Annotated in this window: 19 protein-coding genes, 1 other RNA gene and 1 pseudogene; 9 read left to right on the plus strand and 12 right to left on the minus strand. The window is 63.8% G+C overall.

The features are described 5' to 3' along the window. Nucleotides 1-194: 194 nt before the first annotated feature. Nucleotides 195-1,778, plus strand: a complete 1,584-nt coding sequence (locus NX05_RS15150; protein WP_039435663.1) for an alpha-N-arabinofuranosidase — start codon at nt 195-197, stop codon at nt 1,776-1,778. 224 nt (nt 1,779-2,002) lie between these two features. Here the strand turns inward: NX05_RS15150 and NX05_RS15155 are convergent, their stop codons facing one another. Then, nucleotides 2,003-2,371: a response regulator gene (locus NX05_RS15155; protein ID WP_010365887.1), complete on the minus strand. Its 369-nt coding sequence runs from the start codon at nt 2,369-2,371 to the stop codon at nt 2,003-2,005. Then, the gene (locus tag NX05_RS15160) at nt 2,364-3,527 is read right to left on the minus strand and encodes a two-component system sensor histidine kinase NtrB (RefSeq protein WP_039435666.1); all 1,164 of its coding nucleotides are present in this window, start codon (nt 3,525-3,527) and stop codon (nt 2,364-2,366) included. The genes NX05_RS15155 and NX05_RS15160 overlap by 8 nt, the downstream gene beginning before the upstream one ends. Nucleotides 3,528-3,686: 159 nt before the next feature. Here NX05_RS15160 and NX05_RS15165 point away from each other — a divergent pair, with 159 nt between their 5' ends. From NX05_RS15165 to NX05_RS23850, 7 genes and pseudogenes are all read left to right on the plus strand, one after another. Continuing rightward, nucleotides 3,687-6,860 carry a response regulator gene (locus tag NX05_RS15165; protein ID WP_039435668.1) on the plus strand — a complete coding sequence of 1,058 codons (3,174 nt, stop codon included), beginning with the start codon at nt 3,687-3,689 and terminating at the stop codon, nt 6,858-6,860. Continuing rightward, nucleotides 6,833-7,681, plus strand: a complete 849-nt coding sequence (locus tag NX05_RS15170; protein WP_017116702.1) for a CheR family methyltransferase — start codon at nt 6,833-6,835, stop codon at nt 7,679-7,681. The genes NX05_RS15165 and NX05_RS15170 overlap by 28 nt, the downstream gene beginning before the upstream one ends. Further along, entirely contained in the window at nt 7,678-8,262 is a 585-nt protein-coding gene (locus tag NX05_RS15175; protein ID WP_039435670.1) for a chemotaxis protein CheB, read from the plus strand. The genes NX05_RS15170 and NX05_RS15175 overlap by 4 nt, the downstream gene beginning before the upstream one ends. Beyond that, entirely contained in the window at nt 8,259-9,389 is a 1,131-nt protein-coding gene (locus tag NX05_RS15180) for a hybrid sensor histidine kinase/response regulator (protein ID WP_039435672.1), read from the plus strand. The genes NX05_RS15175 and NX05_RS15180 overlap by 4 nt, the downstream gene beginning before the upstream one ends. A gap of 472 nt (nt 9,390-9,861) precedes the next feature. Then, complete coding sequence (locus NX05_RS15185) at nt 9,862-10,227, plus strand: DUF1428 domain-containing protein (RefSeq protein WP_039435674.1); 366 nt, start codon at nt 9,862-9,864, stop codon at nt 10,225-10,227. A 173-nt stretch (nt 10,228-10,400) separates the two neighbouring features. Continuing rightward, the gene (gene trxC / locus NX05_RS15190; RefSeq protein WP_039435677.1) at nt 10,401-10,847 is read left to right on the plus strand and encodes a thioredoxin TrxC; all 447 of its coding nucleotides are present in this window, start codon (nt 10,401-10,403) and stop codon (nt 10,845-10,847) included. Between the two features lie 152 nt (nt 10,848-10,999). Further along, nucleotides 11,000-11,385, plus strand: a pseudogene (locus NX05_RS23850) (beta-xylosidase family glycoside hydrolase); the annotation flags it as partial. A gap of 49 nt (nt 11,386-11,434) precedes the next feature. Here NX05_RS23850 and NX05_RS22810 read toward each other — a convergent pair. The 10 genes from NX05_RS22810 to NX05_RS15240 all read right to left on the minus strand — a co-directional run bounded on the left by NX05_RS22810 (nt 11,435) and on the right by NX05_RS15240 (nt 23,440). After that, a non-coding RNA gene (locus NX05_RS22810) (sX9 sRNA) lies at nt 11,435-11,511 on the minus strand. Between the two features lie 57 nt (nt 11,512-11,568). Beyond that, nucleotides 11,569-13,524: a response regulator gene (locus tag NX05_RS15200; protein ID WP_026112155.1), complete on the minus strand. Its 1,956-nt coding sequence runs from the start codon at nt 13,522-13,524 to the stop codon at nt 11,569-11,571. Then, a complete protein-coding gene (locus NX05_RS15205) occupies nt 13,514-14,389 on the minus strand; it encodes a sensor histidine kinase (RefSeq protein WP_039435679.1) in 876 nt (291 codons plus the stop codon). Before NX05_RS15205 ends, NX05_RS15200 begins: the two co-directional genes overlap by 11 nt. Further along, nucleotides 14,386-15,399, minus strand: coding sequence for an ATP-binding protein (locus NX05_RS15210; RefSeq protein WP_039435682.1), 1,014 nt, complete (start codon nt 15,397-15,399; stop codon nt 14,386-14,388). Before NX05_RS15210 ends, NX05_RS15205 begins: the two co-directional genes overlap by 4 nt. Further along, nucleotides 15,390-15,785 (minus strand): anti-sigma regulatory factor, encoded by a 396-nt coding sequence (locus NX05_RS15215; protein WP_010365857.1) that lies wholly within the window; start codon nt 15,783-15,785, stop codon nt 15,390-15,392. The genes NX05_RS15210 and NX05_RS15215 overlap by 10 nt, the downstream gene beginning before the upstream one ends. Further along, entirely contained in the window at nt 15,782-16,144 is a 363-nt protein-coding gene (locus tag NX05_RS15220) for an STAS domain-containing protein (protein WP_010365855.1), read from the minus strand. Before NX05_RS15220 ends, NX05_RS15215 begins: the two co-directional genes overlap by 4 nt. A gap of 1 nt (nt 16,145) precedes the next feature. Then, complete coding sequence (locus tag NX05_RS15225) at nt 16,146-16,988, minus strand: STAS domain-containing protein (RefSeq protein ID WP_017113039.1); 843 nt, start codon at nt 16,986-16,988, stop codon at nt 16,146-16,148. 663 nt (nt 16,989-17,651) lie between these two features. Then, on the minus strand, nt 17,652-19,976 hold the full coding sequence (locus NX05_RS15230) for a tetratricopeptide repeat protein (protein WP_039435685.1): 2,325 nt from the start codon (nt 19,974-19,976) through the stop codon (nt 17,652-17,654). A 24-nt stretch (nt 19,977-20,000) separates the two neighbouring features. Then, complete coding sequence (locus tag NX05_RS15235; protein ID WP_039438832.1) at nt 20,001-21,875, minus strand: ATP-binding protein; 1,875 nt, start codon at nt 21,873-21,875, stop codon at nt 20,001-20,003. Nucleotides 21,876-22,084: 209 nt separating this feature from the next. Then, on the minus strand, nt 22,085-23,440 hold the full coding sequence (locus NX05_RS15240; RefSeq protein WP_172645740.1) for a helix-turn-helix transcriptional regulator: 1,356 nt from the start codon (nt 23,438-23,440) through the stop codon (nt 22,085-22,087). Nucleotides 23,441-24,334: 894 nt separating this feature from the next. Here NX05_RS15240 and NX05_RS15245 point away from each other — a divergent pair. Continuing rightward, nucleotides 24,335-25,126, plus strand: coding sequence for a winged helix-turn-helix transcriptional regulator (locus NX05_RS15245; protein ID WP_039435696.1), 792 nt, complete (start codon nt 24,335-24,337; stop codon nt 25,124-25,126). The last annotated feature ends 226 nt before the right edge of the window (nt 25,127-25,352 follow it).

A 25,352-nucleotide genomic window follows, 5' to 3' on the forward strand; every position in this document is an offset into this window, starting at 1 on the left:
CCGACCATGCTGCTGCGCACATCCTGGCCTGCGAAGCGACTGCAGCGCGCGAAGCACTGCCGCGCTCGTCTGCGCTGATATGCGCTGGTCGCGCTGCAGCAATACAAAGTGCCACCACCCGCACTACGCTGACGACGCGCTTCCCTCGCAGCAGCCCCCGCCCGACTACCGACCAGCACAGGAGCACCGACCCGATGCAGTGGATTTCCCTCGCGTTGCGGACATCGCGCAGACAGCTGTTGAATGCCGTTTTCGTCGCCGTCTTACTTGCCAGCACACCAGCTGCCTTCGCTGCAGAGGTCAAAGTCAGCGGCACCTTGCGCGTGGACCAGCCCGGTCCGCAGGTATCGCGGCAACTGTTCGGCCAGTTCGCCGAGCATCTGGGCACCGGCATCTATGGCGGCGTGTGGGTGGGCGAGGATTCGCCGATTCCCAACACGCGCGGCTATCGCAACGACGTGGTCGCCGCATTGAAAGCCATCGCCGTGCCCAACATCCGCTGGCCGGGTGGCTGCTTCGCCGACGAATACCACTGGCGCGATGGCGTGGGCACGCCGGCCAAGCGCCCGATCAGGGTCAATACGCATTGGGGCGGTGTGGAAGAGACCAATCGTTTTGGCACGCACGAGTTCATGGATTTCACCGAACTGCTTGGCACCCAGGCCTATGTCGCCGGCAACGTGGGCGATGCTGCGCCGGAAGAGATCGCGCAGTGGGCCGAATACATGACCGCGCCAACCCGTTCGAGCCTGGCCAACGAGCGCCGCGCCAATGGCCGCGACGCGCCCTGGCAGGTGCCGTATTTCGGCGTGGGCAACGAGTTGTGGGGCTGCGGCGGCAATATGCGCGTGGAATACGCAGCCGATGTGTTCCGCCGCTACCAGACCTTCGTTAAATCGCCGGCCAACCAGAAGATCCTCAAGATCGCGCCTGGCCCTAGCGATGACGACTACCACTGGACCGAGGTGATGATGCGCGAAGCCACCAAGTACATGGATGGGCTGAGCATGCATTACTACACCATTCCGGGCGGTTGGCCGCCGCGCGCCTCTTCGACCACGTTCGACGAAGCCGCATGGATCCAGACGCTGTCGCGTACGCTGGTGATGGACGAGCTGATCACCAAGCACAGCGCGATCATGGACAAGTACGACCCGGCCAAGAAAGTGGCCCTGGTCGTTGACGAATGGGGCACCTGGTACGCGCCATTGCCCGGCACCAATCCTGGCTTCCTGCAGCAGCAAAACAGCCTGCGCGACGCGCTGGTGGCCTCCCTCAACTTCGACATCTTCAGCCAGCATGCCGAGCGCGTGCGCATGGCCAACATCGCGCAGATGGTCAATGTGCTGCAAGCAATGATCCTCACCGATGGCGACAAGATGGTGCTGACGCCGACCTATCACGTGTTTGCAATGTACAAGCCCTACCAGGATGCCACTCACCTGCCGCTGCAATTGCAGACCCCGGAGTACCGTCATGGCGGTACGCATGTGCCGGCGGTGCACGGCTCGGCGGTCAAGGCGGAGGATGGTCATGTGTATATTGCGTTGACCAACCTGGACACCACTGCGGCGGCGACTGTCAGCGTGCAGGTGGATGGTCTGACGCTGCGTGCGGTGGAGGGCCAGATCCTGACCGCACCAGCGATCACCACGCACAACACCTATGCCCAGCCACGTGCCGTCGCGCCAGCGGTATTCAAGGGCGCCCGTGTGCAGGGCAAGGCATTGAACGTGGCGCTGCCGGCGCATTCGATCGTGATGCTCAAGCTGCAGTGAGCGATCGCGTACGTGGGCTGCGGCAGGCGCACGTCAGGCGAATGGAGGGTGAGCCGCAGCCCGCAGTGTGGCGGACGGGCAAAGTTCGGCGCGTTCTAGCACTTGGATCTGCAGGCGGTCGAACAGCCCTTTTACCGGTGACCGATCCGCCGGCTGCACCGGTGGAGATTGCCATCGGCAAGGTGTACTACCAGAGCCGTTGATGCGGCACGCGCAGCCAACGTTTATGCGTTGGCTGCGGTGCTCTTGAGCATGTCGATGAGCTGGCGCAGGCGATACGGTTTGGGCAGGAAATCGACCTGAGCCGGCAACGGCGGCAACTGCGCCTTGGCGAAGCCGGAGGCCAGAATGACGCGCGCCTGCGGCAGCAGTTGTGCCACCTGCTCGCTCAATTCGATGCCCGACATGCCGTTGGGCATCCGGATATCGCTAAACACCACATCGTACGGGCCGCTGTCGCGCAACATGCGCAAGGCGCTGTGGCCATCATCGGCGGTATCGACGCTGATGCCAGCATCGCGCAACGCTTCGCCGATCAATTCGCGCAGTTCTTCTTGGTCTTCCACCATCAGCAGGCGAAGGGATTCAGTCATGCTCGGCCTCCTCGATGGCCGGGAGAAACACGGTGACGTTGGTGCCGCGTCCAGGTGCGGTCTCAAGCTCAACAAAGCCACCGGACTGAGATGCAAAGCCGTAGACCTGGCTCAACCCCAGGCCTGAGCCCTTGCCGACATCTTTGGTGGTGAAAAATGGTTCGCTGGCGCGCTGTGCAACATGCGCCGACATGCCTGGGCCGTCGTCGCGTACGGCAACGGCGACATACCGGCGCCGTATGCCTTTGGGATCTGACGGCGCTGTGCGTTGCGCGGCAGAAGTGAACAACGCGATTGCACCGCCAGCAGGCATCGCATCGCAACTATTGAAGACCAGATTGAGCAACGCCGCTTCCAGCTGGCCTGGGTCTACGCGCACATCCGGTAATGCATCGGCGAACTGCAGCGACAGATCCACCGCCGGCGGGCAGACACGCCGCAATAGCGCTAACGAACGCGTCACGATGTCACTGACGGCGTGGCGCTCAGGATTCAGCCGTTGCCCGCGCGCGAAGGCCAGCAGTTGACGCGTCAACAACGTGCCGCGATCCACCGCCGTTTGCGCCGTTTCGATCAGCATGCGGGTGCGTGCATCCTCGCCTGCGCGCAGTGCAATCAGATCCAGGCTGGTCACCATCACAGTGAGCAAGTTATTGAAGTCGTGCGCCATGCCCAGCGTCAACCGACCCAGCGCTTCGATCTTCTGTGACTGCAACAGTGCTTGTTGCGCCTGTTGCAGCAAATGCTGCGCCTCATACCGCTCGGTCAGATCACGGGTGACTTTGGCAAAGCCCACCAGCGTCCCGAATTCCAACACTGGTTCGATCACCACGCTCGCCCAGAACCTGCTGCCATCCTTGCGCAGGCGCCAACCTTCGGCAGCGAAGCGTCCTTCGCGCCTGGCGATCTCCAGATTGCGGCTGGGCTCGTCGCGTTGCGCATCCTCGGGCAGATAAAACCGCGAGAAATGCGTGCCTAACACGTCGCTTGCGCTGTAGCCCTTGATCCGCTCGCCGCCGGGGTTCCAGCTCCGGATATGGCCACCGATATCGAGCATGTAGATCGCGTAATCGGACACGCTCTGCACCAACAGCTGACACTGCCGGCTGTCGTAAGAAAGCGGCCCTGCACTGTCGACGGCCGTTTCCGCATCCATCGCGCGATGTTTCCCCCGGAAAAGCGCGCGACCTTAGTGAGGGGTCCGTGAAGGTTGCGTGCAAGCCAACCCGGCAGCAAAAGCGTCAAATTTCCGGCGATTTGCGCGTGAAAGTTATCGGCTACCATGACCGCCCTCTCAGTTCGGTCCGCGCGACTTATGCCCAACATCTCGACCACACGCGACCGCTGGATTTGGGTCATCGCGGGGGCCTTGATGGCTGGCACGCTGGGCATGGAGTTGGTCACTCCGCTCGGCTATGCGGTGTGGCTGACCTACTTCGTTGCGGTCGGCGTGACGGTGTTTCAGAACCGCCCGCAGGTACCACTTGTGGTGGGCACGTTGTCGTGCGCCTTGCTGGCGATCGGTTTTCAACTTGCGCCACCGAGCACCAACTCGAGTTTTTCATCGGTCAACCGCAGCATCGGCGGCGTGTCGTTTCTGGCCATGGCATTTGTGGTGATGCAGGCGATCCGCGCGCGCCGGCAGGCCGAATTCGCGCTGTGGCTGCAGCAAGCAGAAAATACGGTTGAGGCGAGTTTGCGCGGCAATCAGGCGCCGCAGGAATTGGCCGACGCCGCGGCGCGCGCTTTGTGCGAGACGCTGGATGCGCAGGTGGGCGCGCTGTATCGCATTGAAGGCGAACGCCTGCGGCTCACCGGTGGTGCGGCGCTGCCGCCCGATCTTCCGCAGACACTGCCAACCACTGCCGGCCAACTCGGCGAAGTGCTGCAACGTGGCACGGTGCGGCGCCTACGCGGCGTGGACGCCGGCCATCTGCAGATCGCCTCCGGGCTGGGCCAGAGCGGCTGCCAGGAATTGCTGCTGGCGCCGGTTACGGCCGATGGTCGGGTGATCGGCATCATCGAACTCGGTCGCGTGACCGACCCACTCACCGCCGGGTCGCGCGAAGAAGAACTGCTGGCACGCTGCGGCGAAAACATCGGCCTTGCCCTGCGCACCGCCTTGCTGCGCGCGCAGCTGGTGGCCTTGCTGGAAGAAACCCAGCGGCAGAGCGAAGAACTGCAGACCCAGCAGGAGGAGCTGCGCGTCGCCAACGAAGAACTGGAAGAACAGAGCCGCAGCCTGCAGCAATCGCAAAGCGATCTAGAAGTGCAGCAGGCAGAATTGGAACAGACCAACGTGCAGTTGGAAGAGCGCACCCAGGCACTGGAAGCGCAGAGACAGGCCTTGCTGATTGCGCAGAATCAGCTGGTGCGCAATAGCAACGAGCTATCCACCGCCTCGCGCTACAAGTCCGAATTCCTGGCCAACATGTCGCACGAGTTGCGCACTCCGCTCAATAGCGCGTTGATCCTGGCCAAGCTGCTGGCCGACAACAAGGACGGCACACTCAGCACCGAGCAGGTGAAATACGCGCAGGCCATCCTGTCGTCCAACAACGACCTGCTGACGCTGATCAACGACATCCTGGACCTGTCCAAGATCGAAGCAGGGCATGTGGAACTGGCCGACGAAACCGTGGCCACCACTTCGGTGTTGCAACGCCTGCGCGAAACCTTCGAGCCGCTGGCGCGGCAGAAGGGCCTGGCATTGGAGATCGCAGCCGTTGCCGATGCGCCGACACAGCTGGTGGTCGACAACCAGCGCCTGCAGCAGATCCTCAAGAACCTGCTGGCCAACGCAATCAAGTTCACTGAACACGGCAAGGTCAGTCTGTCGGTGCAGGCGCATGCGCCGGGCCGTGTGCGCTTTGCGGTGACCGACACCGGCATCGGCATCGCGCGCGAACAGAGCGAAGTGATCTTCGAAGCGTTCCGTCAGGCCGATGGCAGCACGCGTCGCCGCTATGGCGGCACCGGGCTGGGCTTGTCGATTTCGCGCGACCTGGCGCAACGCATGGGCGGCAGTATCAGTGTGGACAGCGAGCCGGGCCGCGGCAGCTGCTTTACGCTGGAATTGCCAACTGATGGTGCACCTGCGGAAGTGATCAGCGCAGCGGATGTAACTGCGAATGCTGCCACGGCACCGCATTCGACAGCGGGCGGCTCCGTGCAACAGCACCGCGGCATGTCAACAGCCGCGCAACCCGGCGCACATTCTCTTGCGGCCACCCACATCGCCCCGCTGCCGATCGCTTCGCCCAGTGCTGCACCGATCCGGCGCGCTGACGATGATCGCGACCAACGCAGCCGTCCCGGCCGCCTGATTCTGGCGGTGGAAGACGACACCCGTTTTGCGCAGGCGCTGGTGGACCTGGCCCACGAACTGGATTTCGATTGCGTGGTGGCTCCCAACGCAGAAGAAGCACTGCGCTTGGCAGCCGAGCTGCGCCCCAGCGGCATCCTGCTCGACATCGGCTTGCCGGATGCGTCTGGCCTAAGCGTGCTCGAACGCCTCAAGCGCGACCCGGCCACACGCCACGTTCCGGTGCACGTGGTATCCGCTCTCGAACGTAGCCAGATTGCACTGGAGCTTGGCGCGGTCGGCTATCTCATCAAGCCGGCCACGCGCGACTTGCTGGCCGGTGCGATCCGTCAGCTGGAAGAAACCAATGCGCGTGCAGTACGCCGCCTGTTGATCGTCGAAGACGACAGCGCATTGCGTGCGAATCTGCAGTTGCTGCTGGCGCGCGACCAGTTGGACATCGTCGCAGTGGGCAGTATTGCCGAGGCGATGGAACAGCTGGCAGGTTCCACCTTCGATTGCATGGTCACCGATCTGGCCCTGCCCGACGGCAGCGGCTACGACTTGCTCGAACGCATGGCCGGCAACGATGCGGTCGCCTTCCCGCCCGTGATCGTCTACACCGGGCGTGCGCTCACCCGCGACGAAGAACAAGGCCTGCGCCGCTATTCCAAGAGCATCATCATCAAGGGCGTGCGCTCGCCGGAACGTCTGCTCGATGAAGTGACGCTGTTCCTGCATAGCGTGGAAGCCTCGTTACCCAGCGATCAGCAGCGCCTGCTGCGCGAAGCACGCCGACGCGATGCAGTGCTGGACGGTGCCACCGTGCTGCTGGCAGAAGACGACGTACGCAACATCTTCGCGCTTTCCAGCGTGCTCGAACCGCTGGGCGTGACGCTGCAGATTGCACGCAACGGCCGCGAGGCACTGGAGCACCTGGCCAAACACGAAGTGGATCTGGTGCTGATGGACATCATGATGCCGGAGATGGATGGCATCACCGCGATGCGGCAGATCCGTGCCAACCGTCAGTGGCAGGATCTGCCCATCATCGCGCTGACCGCCAAGGCCATGGCCGACGACCGCGAGCGTTGCCTGGAAGCTGGGGCCAACGACTACATCGCCAAGCCCATCGATGTGGACAAGCTGGTGTCGCTGTGCCGCGTGTGGTGCTCGCGGCAATGAACCCGGTGGAGCTGTTCGATCTGGAACTGCGTGTGCTCCTGGAAGCGGTGTACCAGCGCTATCACTACGACTTCCGCGACTATGCGGTGTCCTCGTTGCGGCGGCGCATGCGCCACGCAATGGCGCGTTTCGACTGCGCACGTGTAGCCGATCTGCAGCACCGTCTGCTACACGAACCGGACACCTTTGCGCAGGCGATGCAGTTCTTTACCGTGCAGGTCTCGGAGATGTTCCGCGACCCTGCGTATTTCCGCATGCTGCGCGAGCATGCGGTGCCGGTGTTGCGCACCTATCCCTCGATCAAATTGTGGGTGGCAGGCTGCAGCACCGGTGAAGAAGTCTGGTCGCTGGCCATCCTGCTGCACGAAGAAGGCCTGCTGGAAAAGTCGGTGATCTATGCCACCGACATCAACCCGGAAGCATTGAGCCTGGCCGAAGCTGGCGCGTACGGCATCGATCGCATTGCGCAGTTCAGCCGCAATTATCTGGACGCCGGTGGCCGCACATCGCTGTCGGACTACTACACCACCGCGTACAACGGTGCGGTGTTCGACCGGCGCTTGAAGCGCAATATCGTATTCGCCGATCACAGCCTGGCCACCGACACGGTGTTTTCCGAAGTGCACTTGGTGTCGTGCCGCAATGTGCTGATCTATTTCAACCGCAGCTTGCAGGATCGTGCGGTGGGCTTGTTCTACGATGCGTTGGTCCATCGCGGCTTTCTCGGGCTGGGCAGCAAGGAGTCGCTGCAGTTCGGCGCGCATGCGCAGGCGTTCGAAGCGTGCGCACGTGAGCAGCGGCTGTATCGGAAGGCCGCATGAGCCGCATGCCGAATGCACAGCAGTTCGACGCGATCGTGATCGGCGCATCCGCCGGTGGCGTGATGGCCTTGCAGGCGTTGTTGTCCGGGCTGCCAGCGGATTTACCGATGCCGGTGTTGGTCGTGCTGCATCTGCCGCGCGACCGTTCCAGCCATATCGCCGAGCTACTGGATGCGCGCTGCGCGCTTCCGGTGCGCGAGGCCGAAGACAAACAGCCGCTGCTGGCTGGCACCGTCACTGTCGCTCCGCCCGACTATCACCTGCTGCTGGAAACCCGCGACAGCCTGGCGTTGTCGATGGATGCGCCGGTGTTGTTTTCGCGCCCCGCAATCGACCCCTTGTTCGAATCGGCTGCCGACGTGTTTGGCGAGCGCCTGCTGGCGATTCTGCTCACCGGTGCAAGCGCCGATGGCAGCGCCGGTGTGGCGGCGGTGCGCGCTGTGGGCGGCACCGCCTGGATCCAGCGCCCCGACGACGCCGCTGCGTCATTGATGCCCGCCTCCGCCCTCGCCCACGCCGGCGCCGATGCGGTGCTCACCTTGCAGGCCATCTGCACCCGACTGGAAGCCTTTCACGCATGAATCTCACCGCGACCGGCCAGTCTGCAAGCAGCAACGACACCGAATCCACCAAGATCCTGATCGTGGACGATGTGCCGCAGAATCTGGTGGCGATGGAAGCGCTGCTGCAACGCGACGGCATCCGCGTACTGTGCGCCGCGTCCGGTGCGCAGGCGCTGGAACTGCTGCTCGAGCATGACGTGGCATTGGCGCTGCTGGACGTGCACATGCCGCAAATGGACGGCTTTTCGCTGGCAGAATTGATGCGCGGCTCGCAGCGCACCCGGCATGTGCCGATCATTTTCTTGACCGCCTCGCCAAACGATCCGATGCGTGCCTTCCAGGGTTACGAAACCGGCGCCGTAGATTTTCTGCACAAGCCGATCGAGCCGCACGTGATCCTGAGCAAGGTCAACGTGTTCATCGAGTTGTACCAGCAGCGACGGTTGCTCAAGGCACGCAACGCCTCGCTGGAACGCGCGCTCACGCTCAACGAAACCATGATGGCCGTGCTCGCCCACGACCTGCGCACGCCGCTGTCGGTGATCCTGCTGTGCGCCGACAAACTGGGCCTGGATGTCGATGCCGACAGTTCGGCTGCGCGCACGCTGGAACAACTGGAAAACAGCGCGCACCGCATGTCGCGCATGGTCGAGCAATTGCTGGATTTTTCGCGCCTGCGCACCGATGGGCTGCCGATGCAGTTCGGCCCATGCAACCTGGGCGAGGTGGTGCACAGCGTGGTGGGCGAAGTGGCGCAGGCCAATCCGCACACCACCATCGACCTGCGCACCGAGGGCGACCTGGATGGCGATGGCGATGGCGACCGGTTGGCGCAGGTGGTGTCCAATCTGGTCGGCAACGCCGTGCTACACGGCGGCCGCCATCCGGTGCAGGTGCATCTGGATGGCCGCGAACACGACACCCTGCGCCTGTCGGTGCGCAACGCCGGCCACATTCCCGACAGCCTGATGCCGCGTCTGTTCGAACCGTTCAAGGCCAGCTTCCATGCCAGCCAGGGACTGGGGCTTGGGCTGTTTATTGCCGACCAATTCGTCAAGGCACACGGTGGCACGCTGCAGGCGCGCAACGAAGACGGCGACGTGGTGTTCGAAGCCAGACTGCGCCGCCACAACCTGGCGGCTTAACCTCCGCACGTCTCACAGCGCCCGCAATGCCAGCGGGCGTGAACGGGCGCACTGCACCCGCGTAGCGCGCAGCCAGGATGCTCTTGAAGCGTTGCGCCGGAACAGCAACTCGCCGCGCTTCAGCAATTGCAGATAACGCCGGAATGGTAAAGCTGCGTGGCCAACGCGTGTTTGGCCGCGCATTTGGCGCTTCCTCCAGCAAGATTTGGCGGCCAGGGGCCTCCATCAATCAACACACAATCCACGACTGCCGTATCGACTACCGTCGCACCAGCGAACCCGGCAGTAGCGCGTCTGTCAGCCCGCGTGACAGCCAACTCAAGCAGTGCTGTCGCGCTGCATGCACCGTATGCTCGTACGGCCAGCGCGCTGGATGCACGCTCCTGCCCCACTGCTCTCCAGTTCTTGGTCGCACCAACATCCCTTGGTCATCCTCGGGTGCACATCGTGCGCCCTGTCTGCGGAGGTGGTTATGTCGTATATCGATGGTTTTGTGCTTGCCGTGCCCACGGCCAACAAAGACGCATTTATCGCGCATGCCCGCATGGGCGATGCGGTCATCATGGAGTACGGCGCGCTGCGCGTAGTGGAGTGCTGGGCCGACGATGTCCAGCGAGGACAGTGGACCGACTTCTATCGCGCAGTCGACGCAACCAATGAAGAGACTGTGGTGTTTTCCTGGATCGAATGGCCGGACAAGGCCACCCGCGATGAAGGCATGCGCAAGATGATGGAAGACCCGCGCATGGATCCGTCCGTCAACCCGATGCCGTTCGACGGGAAGCGCATGGTCTACGGCGGCTTCGTCCCGATCGTGACGCTCGGCCAGTCGGCCTGAGCGATGCAGCGCGCTACGGCGCGCAGGCAGCTCGCCACGCATCCGCTTAATGGTACAGCCGCTGGCCCTGGGCACAGCGCCTTGGGGCGTGGCAGCTACACTGGCGACATGCAGCATGCGCGCGGCCAGTGATAGCCGGGCAGCGCAGGCAGCGCCGCCTACTGGAGACCCACATGACCGACGCATCGCTTCTGATCGCCTGCCCGAGTTGCGCTGCGATGAACCGCATCGCGCCCACGCGCCTGCGCGATGCGCCCAAGTGCGGCAGCTGCCATCAGCCGCTGTTTCTGGGCACGCCGGTGGCCCTATCGACTGCGGATTTCGACAAGCACGCGGTGCGCAGTGCACTGCCGCTGGTGGTGGATTTCTGGGCGCCGTGGTGCGGGCCGTGCCTGAGCATGGCGGCGCAATTTGCCGCGGCCGCCGCCGCGCTGGAACCGCAGGTGCGCTTGGCCAAGGTGGATACCGACCTGCATCCGGCGCTGGGCACGCGCTTTGGCATCCGTAGCATTCCCACCTTGCTGGTCATCCAGGGTGGGCAGGAGCTTGGCCGGCATTCGGGCGCGGTGAGCAGCGCGCAGATCGTCAGCTGGGTGCGTTCGGTGTTGAGCAATCGGTAACGCAACAAAAAGGCCAGCTGCGCATGTACGCAGCTGGCCTGGATCCACACACGAAACATCACTGCGGCGCTGACGCCGCAGTGACTGCAGTCAACCGATCACCCTATGACTGCCAGTTGACGTTGAGCGACACGCCCACAACGCGCGGCTCTCACCACGCCACCTTGGTCGCCAGCGTGGACGGCAGTGCGCTGGACCCTGGCGAACAAGCCGGCCTGGCGATTGTGGCCAAGGAGAGCAGCTTCCTGCCCCCCATGCTGGTACGCGAGGCAGCGGCACCGCGGTGGTGCTATATCGCCGTGCGGGAGCGCAGCAGCCAAACACCGGCACCGAGCTGGCACGCGCGCCACTGCCCGATCTCAAGCAGCCGGTGAAGCTGCGCTTCGCGCTGGATGCTGCGCGCGTGCATGTGGATTACGCAGTCGGTGAAGGACAATGGCAGACGCTGCTTGAACAGGGCGATGCGCGCGTGCTCAGCACCGAGTCGGCCGGTGGTTTTGTCGGCGCTACATTCGGGCCGTATGCATATGCGCGGTGAGTGCGGGCGCCTGCACAACTGCTGTGCATCGCGCCACGCGTCTGTAAGCGGCTAACAACACATAGCGAGCGGCCATCAGGTAGCCGTGGACGGCGCGCAGGGAACCGGAGTGCGCGCGCAATACATGCCGAAGACACTGCCGCCTGACGGCTGCGCAGTCATTTTGGTAGCCGCCCTGACACCCTACGCCCGCGCCAGCACGCTGCTGTCGAGCATTTGCCCCACCGTGTTGAGCAGATCGTTGAGGCTGAAGGGCTTGGGCAACAAGGCCATGCCTTCGGCCAGGAATTCCTGCCGCGTCGCCGCGTTTTCTGCGTAGCCGGTAATGAACAGAATCGGCAGACCTGGGCGTAGCATGCGCGCCACATCGGCCATGTCGCGCCCGTTCATGCCGGGCAGGCCGACATCGGACACCACCAGATCGATGTGCACGTCGGTGCGCAATTGCTCCAGAGCGCCGTTGGCATCTTCGGCTTCGATCACCTGGTAGCCGGCATCGCCGAGCACTTCGCTCACCATCATGCGCACCACATCGGTGTCATCGACCAGCAGGATGCGCTCGTTACGTGTGCGCGGCGCGCTCGGCGCCGGTGCCGGCAGTACCTCATTGGCCGAGAGCCCACGCGGCAGCAGCAACGCCACCGTGGTGCCACGGCCCACGGTACTGGTGATGCGCGCGGTACCGCCCGATTGACGCGCGAATCCGTAGGTCATCGACAGACCCAGGCCAGTGCCTTCGCCGATGGGTTTTGTGGTGAAAAACGGCTCGAACACCTGATCGAGAATGGCCGGCTCGATGCCGCTGCCGTTATCGATTACGTTCACCGCAACGTAGTCGCCATCCTCCAGTTCCGGATCGTCGTGCGCGGTGTAGGCCTCGCTCTGGATGCGGATGGTGCCCTGGCCCTTCAATGCATCGCGCGCATTGATCACTAGGTTGAGCACCACATTTTCTAGCTGATTGGCATCGGCAATCGCCACCAGCGGCGTGGATACAAGTTCCAGTTCCAGCGCGATGTTTTCGCCGATTGAGCGCTGTAGCATGTCTTCCAGCGAACGCACGCGGGTGTTGACGTCGAACGGTTGCGCATCCAGCGATTGCTTGCGTGCGAACGCCAGCATGCGCTGAGTCAGCGCGGCCGCGCGATGCGCCGAGCCGGTGGCGATCTCGGCCAGCCGCGGCACGCGTTCAACGCGGTTGGATTCCACCGCCAGCTGGATCATGTCCAACCCGGAAATGATGCTGGTCAGCAGATTATTGAAATCGTGTGCGATGCCGCCGGTGAGCTTGCCCAGCGCTTCCATCTTTTGCGCCTGCAGCAGCTGGATTTCGGTGTGCTGGCGCTGCGCGATCTGATGCGCAAGCTCGCTGGTGGCGGTATCCAGTTCCTGGCGCTGCTCACGCTCGCGCAGGCGTTGCTCGGTGACGTCTTCCACCATCAACAAACCCAAATCCGGCTCGCGGTACGGCGACACCCGCCATTCGGTTTCGCACAGCTTGCCATCGCGCAACAGGGTCAACGCACCGCTCCAGCGCTCGCGCTGCGCCAACGCGGTGGTCAGTGCATGCACGGTGGAGGCCTGATCCAGCCCGGCAGCGTGGATCGCAGCGCCGGGCGTGGCATTGCCGACCAAGCGCTGAAACGCGGCATTGGCTTCGTGCGTGTGCAGGTTGGCGTCCACCACCGCAATCGGCGCGCTGATGTGTTCGAAGATTTCGCGGAAACGTGCCTCACTGATGCGCAACGCTTCTTCGGCGCGACGGGCGCGCAGCAGTGTGCGCAGCGTGGCCACCAGCACGTTGGGGTCGACCGGATGAATCAGATAGGCGTCGGCGCCGGCCTCCAGCCCGGTGATCATGTCGCCGGTGGCAATCGAAGCGGCCGAGACATGCACCACCGGTAACAATGAGGTGCGCGGTTCCGCGCGCAACGTGCGCACGATGTCGAAGCCACTCATGTCCGGCAGATTGACGTCCAGCACCACCGCGGCAAACGTCTGCGCGGCCAGCTTGGTCAGCCCCTCGGTGCCGGTAGCGGCTTCTTCGACCACGAACTGGTGATGTTCGAGCACGCGCCGCACCGAATAGCGCGTCACCGCATTGTCGTCGACGACCAGAATGTGCTGCTTACTGCCCACGTGCATCCTCCGCTGCCAGCGTCACCGGCAGCACCACGTAAAATTCCGAGCCCTGCCCGGGCACGCTGTTGACGCCCACCCGGCCGCCCAGCAACTCGGCGAACCGCTTGCAGATCGACAACCCCAAACCGGTGCCGGTCAGGCGTTTTTGCAGCGGCGAGTCCACCTGTACAAAATCTTCGAACAAGGCCTCGTGAAGCTCGGCCGCAATACCGATGCCGGTATCTTGCACGCCAAAACGCACGTGGGTGTCGCCTTCCAGCTGAGCGAACACGCGCACATGCCCCTGCGGGGTAAATTTGAGCGCGTTGGAAATGAAGTTGCGCAGGATCTGCGCCAGCTTCTTGTCGTCGGTGTAGAGCATCGGCAACACCGGTGGATCGTCAAAGACCAACATGGTCTTGCCGGTATCGGTGAGCGGGCGGAACATCCCGCGCAAGGCCGCGAACAGGTCCATCAGATCGAACCAGCCCGGCGAGATGGTGATGCGCCCGGCCTCGATCTTGGCCAGATCGAGCAGGTCGTCCACCATCTCGGTGAGCTCGCGCGCCGACCCGCTGACAAAGCGCACCTGCTTGAGCTGCTCGGCGTTGAGCGGGCCGTCCATGCCGTCTTCCAGCAAGCGGGTGATGCTCAGGATCGACCCCAGCGGTGTACGAAACTCATGGCTCATGTACGACAGGAAACGGCTCTTGAGTTCGGACACATCGCGCAGCTGTTCGGCCTGCTGGTCGAGCTCGGCATACAGCGCCAGCACGCCCTGGTTGGTTTCTTCCAGCTCCTCGCGCAAGGCCTGATTCTGCTGTCGCAAGCGTTCCAGTTCTGCCGTTGCATCGAGAGCCGGCACATCCGTGGTGGGATTCATTGCATGCCTCCTAAGCGCATGACAAACACACAGCAATCATCACGGCCGCGCGCGTAATCGCGTAATAGCAGCGCCGCCACGATGCGTGGGTGACGCGAGAAAAGGCCAGGGTGATCGCGCAGGTTCCAGCGCGATTGCAGGCCATCGCTGTGCATCACCAGCAACTTGCCGGCCGCATGCGGAAAGTCGAATGGTTGCGCCTTGCGAAATTGCGCCCCGACGATGCCCGGATGCGATGGCATGCCGCGCACGCCATCGCCATCGCATAGCGACGCGACAATATTGCCGAGACCGGCAAAGCGCACCTGGCCGCTGCTGGCATCGAACTGCATCACTGCCGCTGCGCCACCGCGCGTGCCGCTCATGCCCGCATGCAGGCGCGCGATGCGCTGGCCGGGTTCGCCACCGGCCAGCGCCGCAGCGCGCGTGCCGGCATCGGCGGCATCGGCCGCGCCTGGCCCGTGGCCCAAGCCGTCGATCACGCTGACGGTCACCCGTTGCGCATCGATCGCCAGGTGCCAGCCATCGCCGCACACCACTTCGTTATGCAGCGGAACGCGCAGCGCGCCGTAGGGCAGATCCAATTCTGCACGCGGCTGAGCGAACACGCGTGCCAGCACAATCGCGCCCTTGGCATCGCAATACGCATCCAGCAGCTGCGCCTGGCGCTTGATCGCACCCAAGCCGGTGCCCGGCGTGCCGGCAGTGGAATAGCCATCGCGCAGGCCATCTGCAAGCGCGAAGCCTGGGCCATCATCGATGGCACACAACTCCACGCCCCTGCCGCCGTCGCGCGCGGCCACCGTGGACAGCTGCAGGCCGCCGCCACGCCCGTGCTTGACCATGTTGGTGGCAAGTTCGGTGGCGACTAGCGCCACGCGGCCACAGCTGGCTTCATCGAAGGCCAGCGTCTGCGCCAAGGCGGTCGCTTCGCGGCGCGCCTGCCCGACCTGGCTGGTTTCGTCGACACGAAACGAACGGGTCACCAGGCCGGCAACATTCACTTCCATTTGGTGATGGTGATGCGTGTGCCCTGGCCTGGCGCTGTGTCGAGGACGAAGTCGTCCACCAGCCGGCGGCTACCGGACAGGCCAAGGCCCAGTCCGCCGCCGGAGGTCCAGCCGTCGGTCAGTGCCAGGTCCAGATCGGGAATGCCAGGCCCCTGGTCGCGAAAGGTCAGCTGCACGCCCTTGCGGATGCCGCTTTCCACCAGCGCCCAATCCATGTCGCCGCCGCCGCCGTAAATCACGGTGTTGCGCGCCAACTCGCTGGCCGCGGTGACCAGCTTGGTCTGATCGACCAGCCGCAGGCCGCATTGCACCACCAGCTTGCGCACGGTCTGCCGTGCGAGCACCACATCCTGTTCGGTACGCACCGGTTGCGAGCCGGTCGTCATGCCGCCTCGTCGGGTTGCTGCAACAGGCGCATGCCGCGTTCGACATTGAGCGCAGTGCGAACCGAGGGCAAGGTCAGGCCCAGCTCGACCAGCGTGATCGCCACGGCCGGCTGCATGCCCACCACCACGGTCTTGGCGTCCATGATCGCGGCCAGCCCGGAGATGGTGCTGATCATGCGGCCGATGAAGGAGTCGACGATGTCCAGCGCGGAAATATCGATCAGCACGCCACGCGCGGAGGTGTTGCTGATCTTTTCCGACAGATCTTCCTGCAGCTGCAGCGCGAGCTGGTCGTGCATGTCTACCTGGATGGTGACCAGCAGCAGATCGCCCATCCGCAAGATCGGGATGCGCTCCATGTCAGCTCGCCTTGCTCACGCTTACGCCGGTGCGCTTGAGCGCCAGCGCCAGCGCATCGGCCAGGTTGGCCTTGGTGACGATGCCTTGCAGATCCAGGCCCAGATGCACGATGGTCTGCGCAATCTGCGGGCGCACGCCGCTGATGATGGCATCGGCGCCCATCAGGCGGATGGCGGTGACGGTCTTGAGCAAGTGCTGCGCCACCAGCGTGTCTACAGTGGGCACGCCGGTGATGTCGATGATGGCGATTTCCGAGCCGGTGTCGACAATGCGCTGCAATAGCGATTCCATCACCACCTGGGTGCGTTGCGAATCCAGCGTGCCGATCATCGGCAACGCCAGCACGCCGTCCCACAGTTTCACCACCGGCGTGGACAGTTCCAGCATCTCTTCCTGCTGACGCACGATGATGTCTTCGCGGGTCTTCTGGAACGCCTTGACGGTGTACAGGCCCAGGCGGTCGAGCAATTCCGACAACGCCCACAACTGCTGGCCAAGGTCTTCCGGCGTGCCGGCGTACTCGCGCTGCACCAGCGCAAACAACACGCGCTTGAGCGAGAAGATGAAGTTGGCGGTTTCCTGCGAATCGAAGCCGCGGGTGGCGCGGTCGCGCGATAGATTTTCCAGGAAGCGGCGCACTTCGCTCCACTCGGCACTGTCCAGGCTGCTACCATCGTCTTTCAACGAGGTCACCAGCAAGCGCAAGAATTCGCCAGCCTGCGCTTCGAACTCCTGCCGCGACAGACGCGCATCGTTGCCCAGGCTAGAACCCAGCCATGCGGCCAACAACGCACTTTCCTGGCCACGAATCGCATCGATCGAGCGCTGTTGCAATGCCACCATGAGATCACCCACCAAAAGAAGAAGAGGTTGGGCATGCGGGCTGGACTGCGCCCTGACTGACGCGGCGCCCCCACGCCGATGCGCAGCAGAGTAAAGCAATTCAGATTGGGCAACCAGCGACCCAACCTGTAGCAGTTATCCGCGCCGCATCGCGCGCAGTGTGACATTGCAGCGCACGCGCCGAACGTGCGCCGGTCCACGCCTGCGGATATGCGCTGTGCCGCTGCACGCACCTGGCGAAACGACAACTATCCGCAGACAACCGCCAAACCCATCTCGCATTCGCCTGCAGTGCGGAGTTCACCGGCGTGTTGTCGCTAGGCCGAGCATCCGCCCATTGCGGCGGCTGTCGCCGGTGTAGGCGCATGGACCGAAGCGCTACGGCAACGACGAGGCGATCTCGCTGCGCGTTGCGCTCGAACGCAATGCGCTCAATTCAGCAGGCACGCTGAAAGCGCGGTGTTGCAGCCAGGGCGGCGCCGCGTGGCGGCATGAACGCCGCCGGCAGATCCATGGATGGATTGGCAGGATCCCCGGACACCAGATGCATCGCTACGCATCAAAAGTGACGCCAGAGCGCACGCCACGAATCCCAAATGCCCAATCCTCAATCGCGGCGGCGATCGCATGATCGGCCGCCACCATATAAAGCGAATCGCCGCCCTACAACCCGTAACGATCCACCGCATCCAGATGCGGCTGCGGATCCTGGCCGCAGGCCTCGGCAAGTCGCAGCCAGCACATCGGGTGTGGCCACTGCGCTGTTGCTGCGAGCAAGGCGCGATGCAATTCCAGCGGCGCAGCCGCTTCCGGCAAGGCCACGGTAAACAGCACGCCCGGCAAACCCGAGCCTGCCACTTCCGGATCGAAGCCGTCCGGATCTTCCGGGTTGATCAACCGATAGTCGTCGCGGCTGTGCAACCACAGCTTCCAACCGCGTGCTTCGATATCTTCGCGCAGCGCATCGATCGCTTCTTCGCCGGGATGCACGCCGTCCACCAGCCAGCTGTTGGCATAGCCGCCGGCTTGCAACACATACACCTGCGCGTAGGTCGGCACGAAGCGCTCGCGTTCGGCCTTGTCTTCCGGCGGCGGATACAGTAGCTCCGCATCGAACACCACCCAGTCGCCGACGTGCTGGCGCCGATGCGCAGGCGCGTTTTCGATGATGCGCGCAGTCACCGGACCGGTGCGGCGTGCGTAATACTCGGCCACTTCGCCATCATCCACGCAACGAATGATCACCCAGCCCCAGGTCTCTTCGACCACGCCGCTGGTGCTGCTCAGCTCCATGCCGATGGCCTGCGCAGAGGCACGCACCGCATCCCAATCCTGCGCCGCGCTGGCCGCCGTCATGTGATCCCAATGCGCAGAACGCGGCTCTTCCAGCAGCTCGGTGAGTTGCCGGTAGACCGCGGCGGCCTCGGCAAACCGGCCCGTGTTGAGGTACATGCGCGCCAACAGGCCGCGCGCGCCATGCGAGCCAGGCGACAGCTCAAGCAGTGCGGTGCAGGCCTGTTCCAGCGCCGGCCAGTCGGCCAACCGCTGCGCCAGTTGCGCCTCGCACCACAACGCCGCCACCGGCACCTGCGGGCGGTACAGCTGCGCCAGCCGGCGCACACCTGCTTCATCGCCGCGGGCCAGCAACAGATTTATCAGCCGGAAGGTGGCGCTGGTTTCGCGATCGGCATGCCGCTGCACGAATGACCACAGCAACGCGATCGCTTCCTCGTCAGCCGCACAAGCACTCAATGCCGATGCAGTGGTGTCGACAAGCTCCGCATCGTCCGGACATTCCGCTAAGGCCTGCAGCAGCCACTGCGCTTCGCGCTCGGGATTGCGCACGACATCGTCGCCTCGCGCGTTCACCCATTCCAGCAATTGTGCGGCTGGCACCGGCGCGGCTTGGCCCGCAGGCGCGGCGTCGATACGTGCGGCCAACCCATCCAGCAACTGGGTGGCGCCGCGGTCCTGACGTAGCTTGGGCAGATGCGCACGCGCAAGCGCCAGATGCCGGCGCGCGGTCCACACTGCGCCACGCTGCAGCGCCAACTGCATCGCCAGCTCAGCGGCTTCGATCAGCATGCGATGCGCGCCGACCTGCGCGTAATGATCGAGCATCAGCTGCACGCGGCTGCCCAGATCCCAGCTATTGCGCTCCGGCGCACGCGACACCAGCACCGCCACTGCACGCAACCAATGCAGGCGGTAACGCGGGGCAACTTCGCGCCATGGCAGCAGCGCTTCCATGGCTTCATCGTTGCGCTGCAACAGCGCCAGCGCGCGCGCTTTCTGCAGGCGTCGCGGCTGACTGCAGTTGGCCCACTCGGCGCCTTCGCGCGCAGCGTCGCGTTCGCGTTGCTCCACCAGCGCCAGCGCGTCCTGCGCACGCCCGAGCGCAAGCAGGATCGAGATGCGCATGTCCGGCACGCCGTCGTAGATTTCTCCGCCGTGCGCCAGGATGGTCTGTGATTGCTGCTCCAGATAATCCAGTGCCGCGTCGCCGCGCCCGTCATCGAGCAAGGCATCGGCTTTTTCGCAGCTCAGGCACTGGTAACACGACCAGCTTGGGTCAATGCGGCCCAGGGTTTCGTCGCACACCTCGATGCGCTCCTCCACCCAGCCCGGGCCATCGATGTTGGCGTAGCACGCGGCCAGATCCTGGGTCACGCAGACCGATTGCGGGCACTCCACTGCGTCGGCGCGATGCGCACGTTCGAACAGTGCCACCGCATCGCCCAACGCGCGCTCGCCTTCGCATAGATTGCCGACGCGGTTACGCATTTCCCAATGCCCGACGAACACCTCCAGCCACGGATTGGCAAGCGTCTTGCCCAGCGCACGCGCCTCCGGCAACAAGGCCTCGGCGCGTTCGATCTGTAGATCGCAGATATAATCGGTCAGCCGCGTTAGCAGCTGCGCATTTTGCGGCTGCCCGGCTTCGCCCAGATCGTCCTGCAGTTTTTCTACCCAGTTCCAGATTTCCATCGTGTCGCTCCTGCGATGCGGCGCTTAGCGCGCCAGCAATTGGGTCACGGCCTCGACAAAATCGCCGAAGGCCTTATTGAGTTCGGAAACGCCTGCTTCGGTACTGCCCGGCTGCGGCTGCGGCTGCGTGCGCCCTTGCGCGGAGACGATCACCTTCAGCGAACGCAGCAAGCGCGCCGCCACCGCCGCCTGCGGATTGCCCGCACGCTGCGCGGCCAGCAAGGCCTGCAGCGCCGGATTATCGAGATTCAGATACAGGCGCTGGGTCTGCCGTGCTTCGATACGCGCGGTGAATTGCCGCGCCAGCCGCAACGCGGCGGTGGAGACACGCTTGTCGTTCTCGTCCTGCTCCAGGCGACGTTTGAGCTCGGCCTCGCGATCGGGCACCACCACCAGCGGCAATTCCTGCGGGCTGAAACGCGCCGGCACCAGCGCTTCGCCATCGCCCAGATGCTGTTCCAGCCACGCCAGTTCGTCAGCAGGCAGCGTGTCCAGATGGAACAACTGGCGGTTGCCGTGTTCGGTGCCCAGCTCGACCAGGCGCACACCCTTGGCTTGCGCCCAGCGCCGCAAAAACGGCACCACCGCATAGCGGTTGCCATAGGCCACCGGCACGCCCATCGCGCGGAACAGCATTTCTTCAAAACCGCTGTCGCTATCCAGGATCACATGCACCGCGCCACGCGACGGCAATTGCTGCGCCGGCAGATCGCCTTGCGAGGTCGGCACGCGCACGTGTTCCAGCAGCAATACAAACAGGCGCTCATCGCACAACGCCGCGCCCAGCAGGGCTTCGTTATGGCGCAGCAAGATGCGTCGCCATGCCTCCGGTTGCTGGCGGGCGACATCGGCCAGGCCTTGCACCAGTGCTTCGGACAAGGCGTGCTGCACCGCGCTGTAGACCGTATCGCGCTGCAGATCCTCGCGGCTTGCGGTGGGCGTCAACCGGTTGGATTCAATCACCCCACCGATGAAACCTGCCCACGGCGGCAGCAGTTCGCGCGCGTTGTCGTCCAGCAACATGCCGCGCAGGAATACCGACAGATTGCGGTTGTCGCTGGTGCCATAGGTGGCACCGTCCTGCACCCACAACAAGCCGACCGCATCGCTGCCCTCTTCCGCACGTACCGGCATGCAGCACAACGGTTCGAAATTGCGCTCGAAGCGCGCGGCGAACTCGCGTTGCCGGCGCCAGGCCTGCACCGGATGCAACGGCACGGCGTCCTGCATGCGCCACGGCGGCGGCTCGGGATTGATCGGCTGCGCATCGGCGCCGATCCAGATCGGCTCGCGCAAAAGCGCGCAGTAGCGCGACAGAATCTCGCGCAGCCGCCCCTCCTGCGCCAACGACAGATAATTGCTGTGCAATTCCAGCACCACCTCGGTGCCCACCTGCGCACGCGCAGGAATCGGACTGACCGTGTACTGCTCGGCGTTGCTGGAGATGTAGCAATGGCCCAACGTCGGGGACTGGTACGAAGTGGTGCGCACGGTCACCCGCCGCGCCAGCACGAAGGCAGACAAAAAGCCCAGCCCGAACATGCCGATCAGCCCGCTGTCCTCGTGCCCGCCCTGGCGGAGCCCACGCGTGTAACCCACGCCTACGGTGGCCAGGTAATCGTGGATTTCCTGCTGGGTCAGCCCAGCGCCGGTATCGACGATGCGCACGATGCCCTGGGCAGCATCGGCATGCACTTCAATGCGCGATTCGCCTTGCCAATCGGGTTGTTCCAGACGGCGGCGCAGGATGGAATCGTGCGCGTTCTGCACCAGCTCGCGCAGCGCAACCACCGGGGTGGAATACAGATGCTTGCTGAGGACCGACATCAGTCCATTGAGATCCACGCCTGCACGGCGGATCTGCGCGGCGTCGGTCGCCTCGGGAGTGTGATCTTGCATGATCGGTCGTCGTTTCCTTGGCGACGACGCCCATCTCGGACGCGCCCCCTGGATGCCAGTGCCAGCCGGAAAGGATAGCCGCAAGCCACCTCGCACGCACGTCTAGATTCGGCTCCTGCCCTACATTGCGCACCGTGACGCCCGCCGCATCATCCGCCGAAAACGAACCGCCACGGCCGGTAGCGCTACCAAGCCGTGGCGTGCAGAGATTACCGTTGCAAGGTTTCCATCGGTGCTTCGTTGAAGTGCTGGCGATAGCCCTTGGCCAATGCCGAACGGCTGCCCACGCCCCAGCGGCTGGCTGCCTGCAACACGCTGCCGCAGCCGCCTTCGGCCAGCAATTCGTCGCGGATGCTCTGCATGCGGTAACGACGCAGCACCTGGGTCGGCGACAGCCCGGTAGCGGACTTAAACGCCTGCTGCAGCGCGCGCCCGGTCACCCCGATCTGTGCGGCCACTTCATTGATCGACAGATCCGAGCGGTGCGCGTTGGTGATCATGTAGCTGTAGGCGCGCCGGTATTTGGCCGGCAAGCGGGCGGAAATATCGTCGCTGACATGTGCCGGGGTGCCACTTTCCAGCAAGCGCGGCGCCTGCACTTCGCTGCGCAGGCATTGCACCGCGCCCAGCGCATAGCGGTTGTAGAGCAACAAGGCTTGTTCCGTGCGTCCCAACGCCTGGCTGATCTTGGCCTGGCAGTACTCGAACTCCAGGTTCCAGCGCGGCGCATGATGCCGGCCGGCACCAGCCAGCGCGCGTTCGGCCAGATCGGCCCGCCCTACCGCCAACGCGGCAAGCGCCAGCTCCACCTGCGCGTCCTGACGCGCGCATGGCGGGCATCCGGTGGCCGCAGCCGGAAGCGCATCGATCTGCGCATCGAAGCCAAAGGTGTCGCCGCCTGCGATGCGCAGCACGTTGCGCACATGCCGCATGCGCTGCGCAAGCACCGGAATGGTCTCGGCCAGGTCGGCGATGCAGGCGCGCAGGTCGTTGGGTTCAAAGGCATGCGCGGCGTCTTCCTGCCGCAATGTCGCCTGCCAGAACACATGGTCGCTCATGCGATCGGAGCGGCGGATGCGCAGCTGCGCAATCATGTCCAGACGCAGCGCAGTGACGATACGCAACCAATCGGAAGCACCGATCTCCAGTTCGGCCAGCACCTCGTTGGCGCGCTCCAGAGTCTGCAAGGCCAGCGTGCTCTGGCCCAGATGGAAGTGAGTGAGCGCCTTGCCCAGCAGACTCTCGCCGCACAAGGTGGGTGGCGTTTCGCGATCCATTGCCAGCTGCGCGAAGCAATTCAGCGCCGCACTCAGGCGCCGCTGGCTCAGCATCAACCAGGCCGTGTTGCGACACGACAGCAGGCGTAATTGGCGCTGATGGCCGCGCATTGCCTTCAAGGCCTGCCGATACGCGTCTTCGGCCTCTTCTTGATATTCCAGGATCAGCAGCGCATCGCCGCTGGCCCCGAACAGGCTGACCTCATCGTCGGCGCCATCGGCTGTGCCCTGTCCATCGCGTCGCTGCTGGAGGTGTTGCAGTCCCTGCGGCCAAGCACCAACTAACATCCTGCTCGTATAGGTAGGAAGACGTTCTGCGTAAGACAACGCAGAGATCGCTGCAAAGTAGGTGGAAAGGATCATGCCGGTCTCTCTCTTGGGGGGGCGGTGCAATAGACAACAGGCGCCGAGCTCGCTGGCGCAAACGATTGTATGCAGCGGATCCAATGGAATTTCTCACTTGAAGACACTGAAAAAATCAAAAAATCTCACTCTGCCCTCGAATAAGCACGTCGTGCGTTTCGCGGGATGCGGGGATTTTTTGCATACCACCTGCGGTATCGCGCATCAGACATCTCGCGCCATTCGGACGAGTATTGAGGATGTCTTTTTGCGCTAATAATGCGTCCCCCCCCGACAACGTCTGCGAACACGCGTCTTGTGTGCGCAATCGCCGTCGTCGGCCACAGTCGTGTCGATGTCCGACTACTGCGCGCACGCATGCCCGGGGAGTTGGCTTGATCGAAGGGAGCAGGCATATCGCGCCGGCGCATCGCGACCGACATATTCCTGGAACGCGCAATCGCTACACGAATCGTAATAGATTGGTCTAGACCTTGGTAAGCCAAGTCTCTGGTTGCACCCGTCACCGCTGCAGCGCCAGTACGCCTGCGCAGCAAGGCGCCCAGCCAGACATGCCCTTTATGTAATAGCTCTGTTACGCCTAAATGAGCGCAGGCTAAAGCCGCTGCTCACAAATCAGAAGAAGCGTGCGCAAGGGTGAAACTTTCCGCTCTCGCAATGGTACATACCATTCATCCGGTTCCGCCGGACCTCCCTTCGACAGCCGACTGGTCCCACGATGCATCGATCTCTTCATATGGGTTTTGTCATGGCATCGGCGGCACTGCATGGGCATCCGGCCTGCGAGCGGAATGTGCGCTGCCACGGGAGGGCCGGCTGATGCACGACCATTGCCCCCCCAAACACGGGTCGGCGTTCCTGTTGACGCAGGACGCGCGCCTGGCCTCACAGGTCAACGCCAGCCTTGCACCGCTGTCGCGCAATGTATCGGTGTTTTCCGATGAACTGGAGCTCCTGCGTTCGCTGCGACATTCGCCTTGCGAGCTGCTGATCTTCGATGCCAGCTGCGTTGCCTCCGACGACAGCTCGCTGCTGGCCTGGCAGCGCTGCCATAGCGGTCAACCCACGCCGTTGATCGTGCTCGGACGCTTCGATTGCGCCAACGACATTCTTAGCTGGTATAGCGCGGGCGCGCAGGAGGTACTTGCACTCCCCGTCAATTCGCACGAATTGCAAGTGCGTGCGGCCCTGGCGGTGTCACCGGTGACGCATGCCTGCCCGGAAACGCAGCAACTCAGCGTTGGCCCATACCAGTTGATACGCGACGAAAATACGGTGTACCTGCATGGCACGCCGATCGTGTTGACCGCACGCGAGTTCTCGATTGCATGGCTGCTGTTTTCCAGCCCCGGCGTGTGCTTCCGGCGTTGCCAGCTGGCCAAGGCAGTGTGGGGCAGCCACACCGAATTCACCGACCGCACCATGGAGCAGCACATCTACAAGCTGCGCAAGAAATTGCAGCTCAGCAATCACAACGGCGCAGTGCGTATCAGAACCGTGTATTCGCATGGCTACAAGTTGGAGCTCGCGCTGCACGACAAAGATGCAACGACGATGAGCAAGGCTGTCAGCCCGAGTCTCAGCCCGGCACATCGCACAGCTGCCTGCTGAGCAAGCCCACCGCTGCAGGTGCGATCTGGGGGTGCGTACTCTTGCGATGGCTCACCTTTGCGTGCGCTGCAGCGAGCGTTTCGATGACACTGCGTGCGTTGGCACGCTAACGACGACAGGATAATTTGCAGGCGCATTTCATCCGCGTGCTGCGCCGTGAATCCAGTGCGGTCTGTACCCACTCAGCTGCATCGCTCATTACACAGCCCGGTACGCTTGCTGATCA

This window comes from Xanthomonas vasicola (assembly GCF_000772705.2).
GTDB classification, from domain to species: domain Bacteria; phylum Pseudomonadota; class Gammaproteobacteria; order Xanthomonadales; family Xanthomonadaceae; genus Xanthomonas; species Xanthomonas vasicola.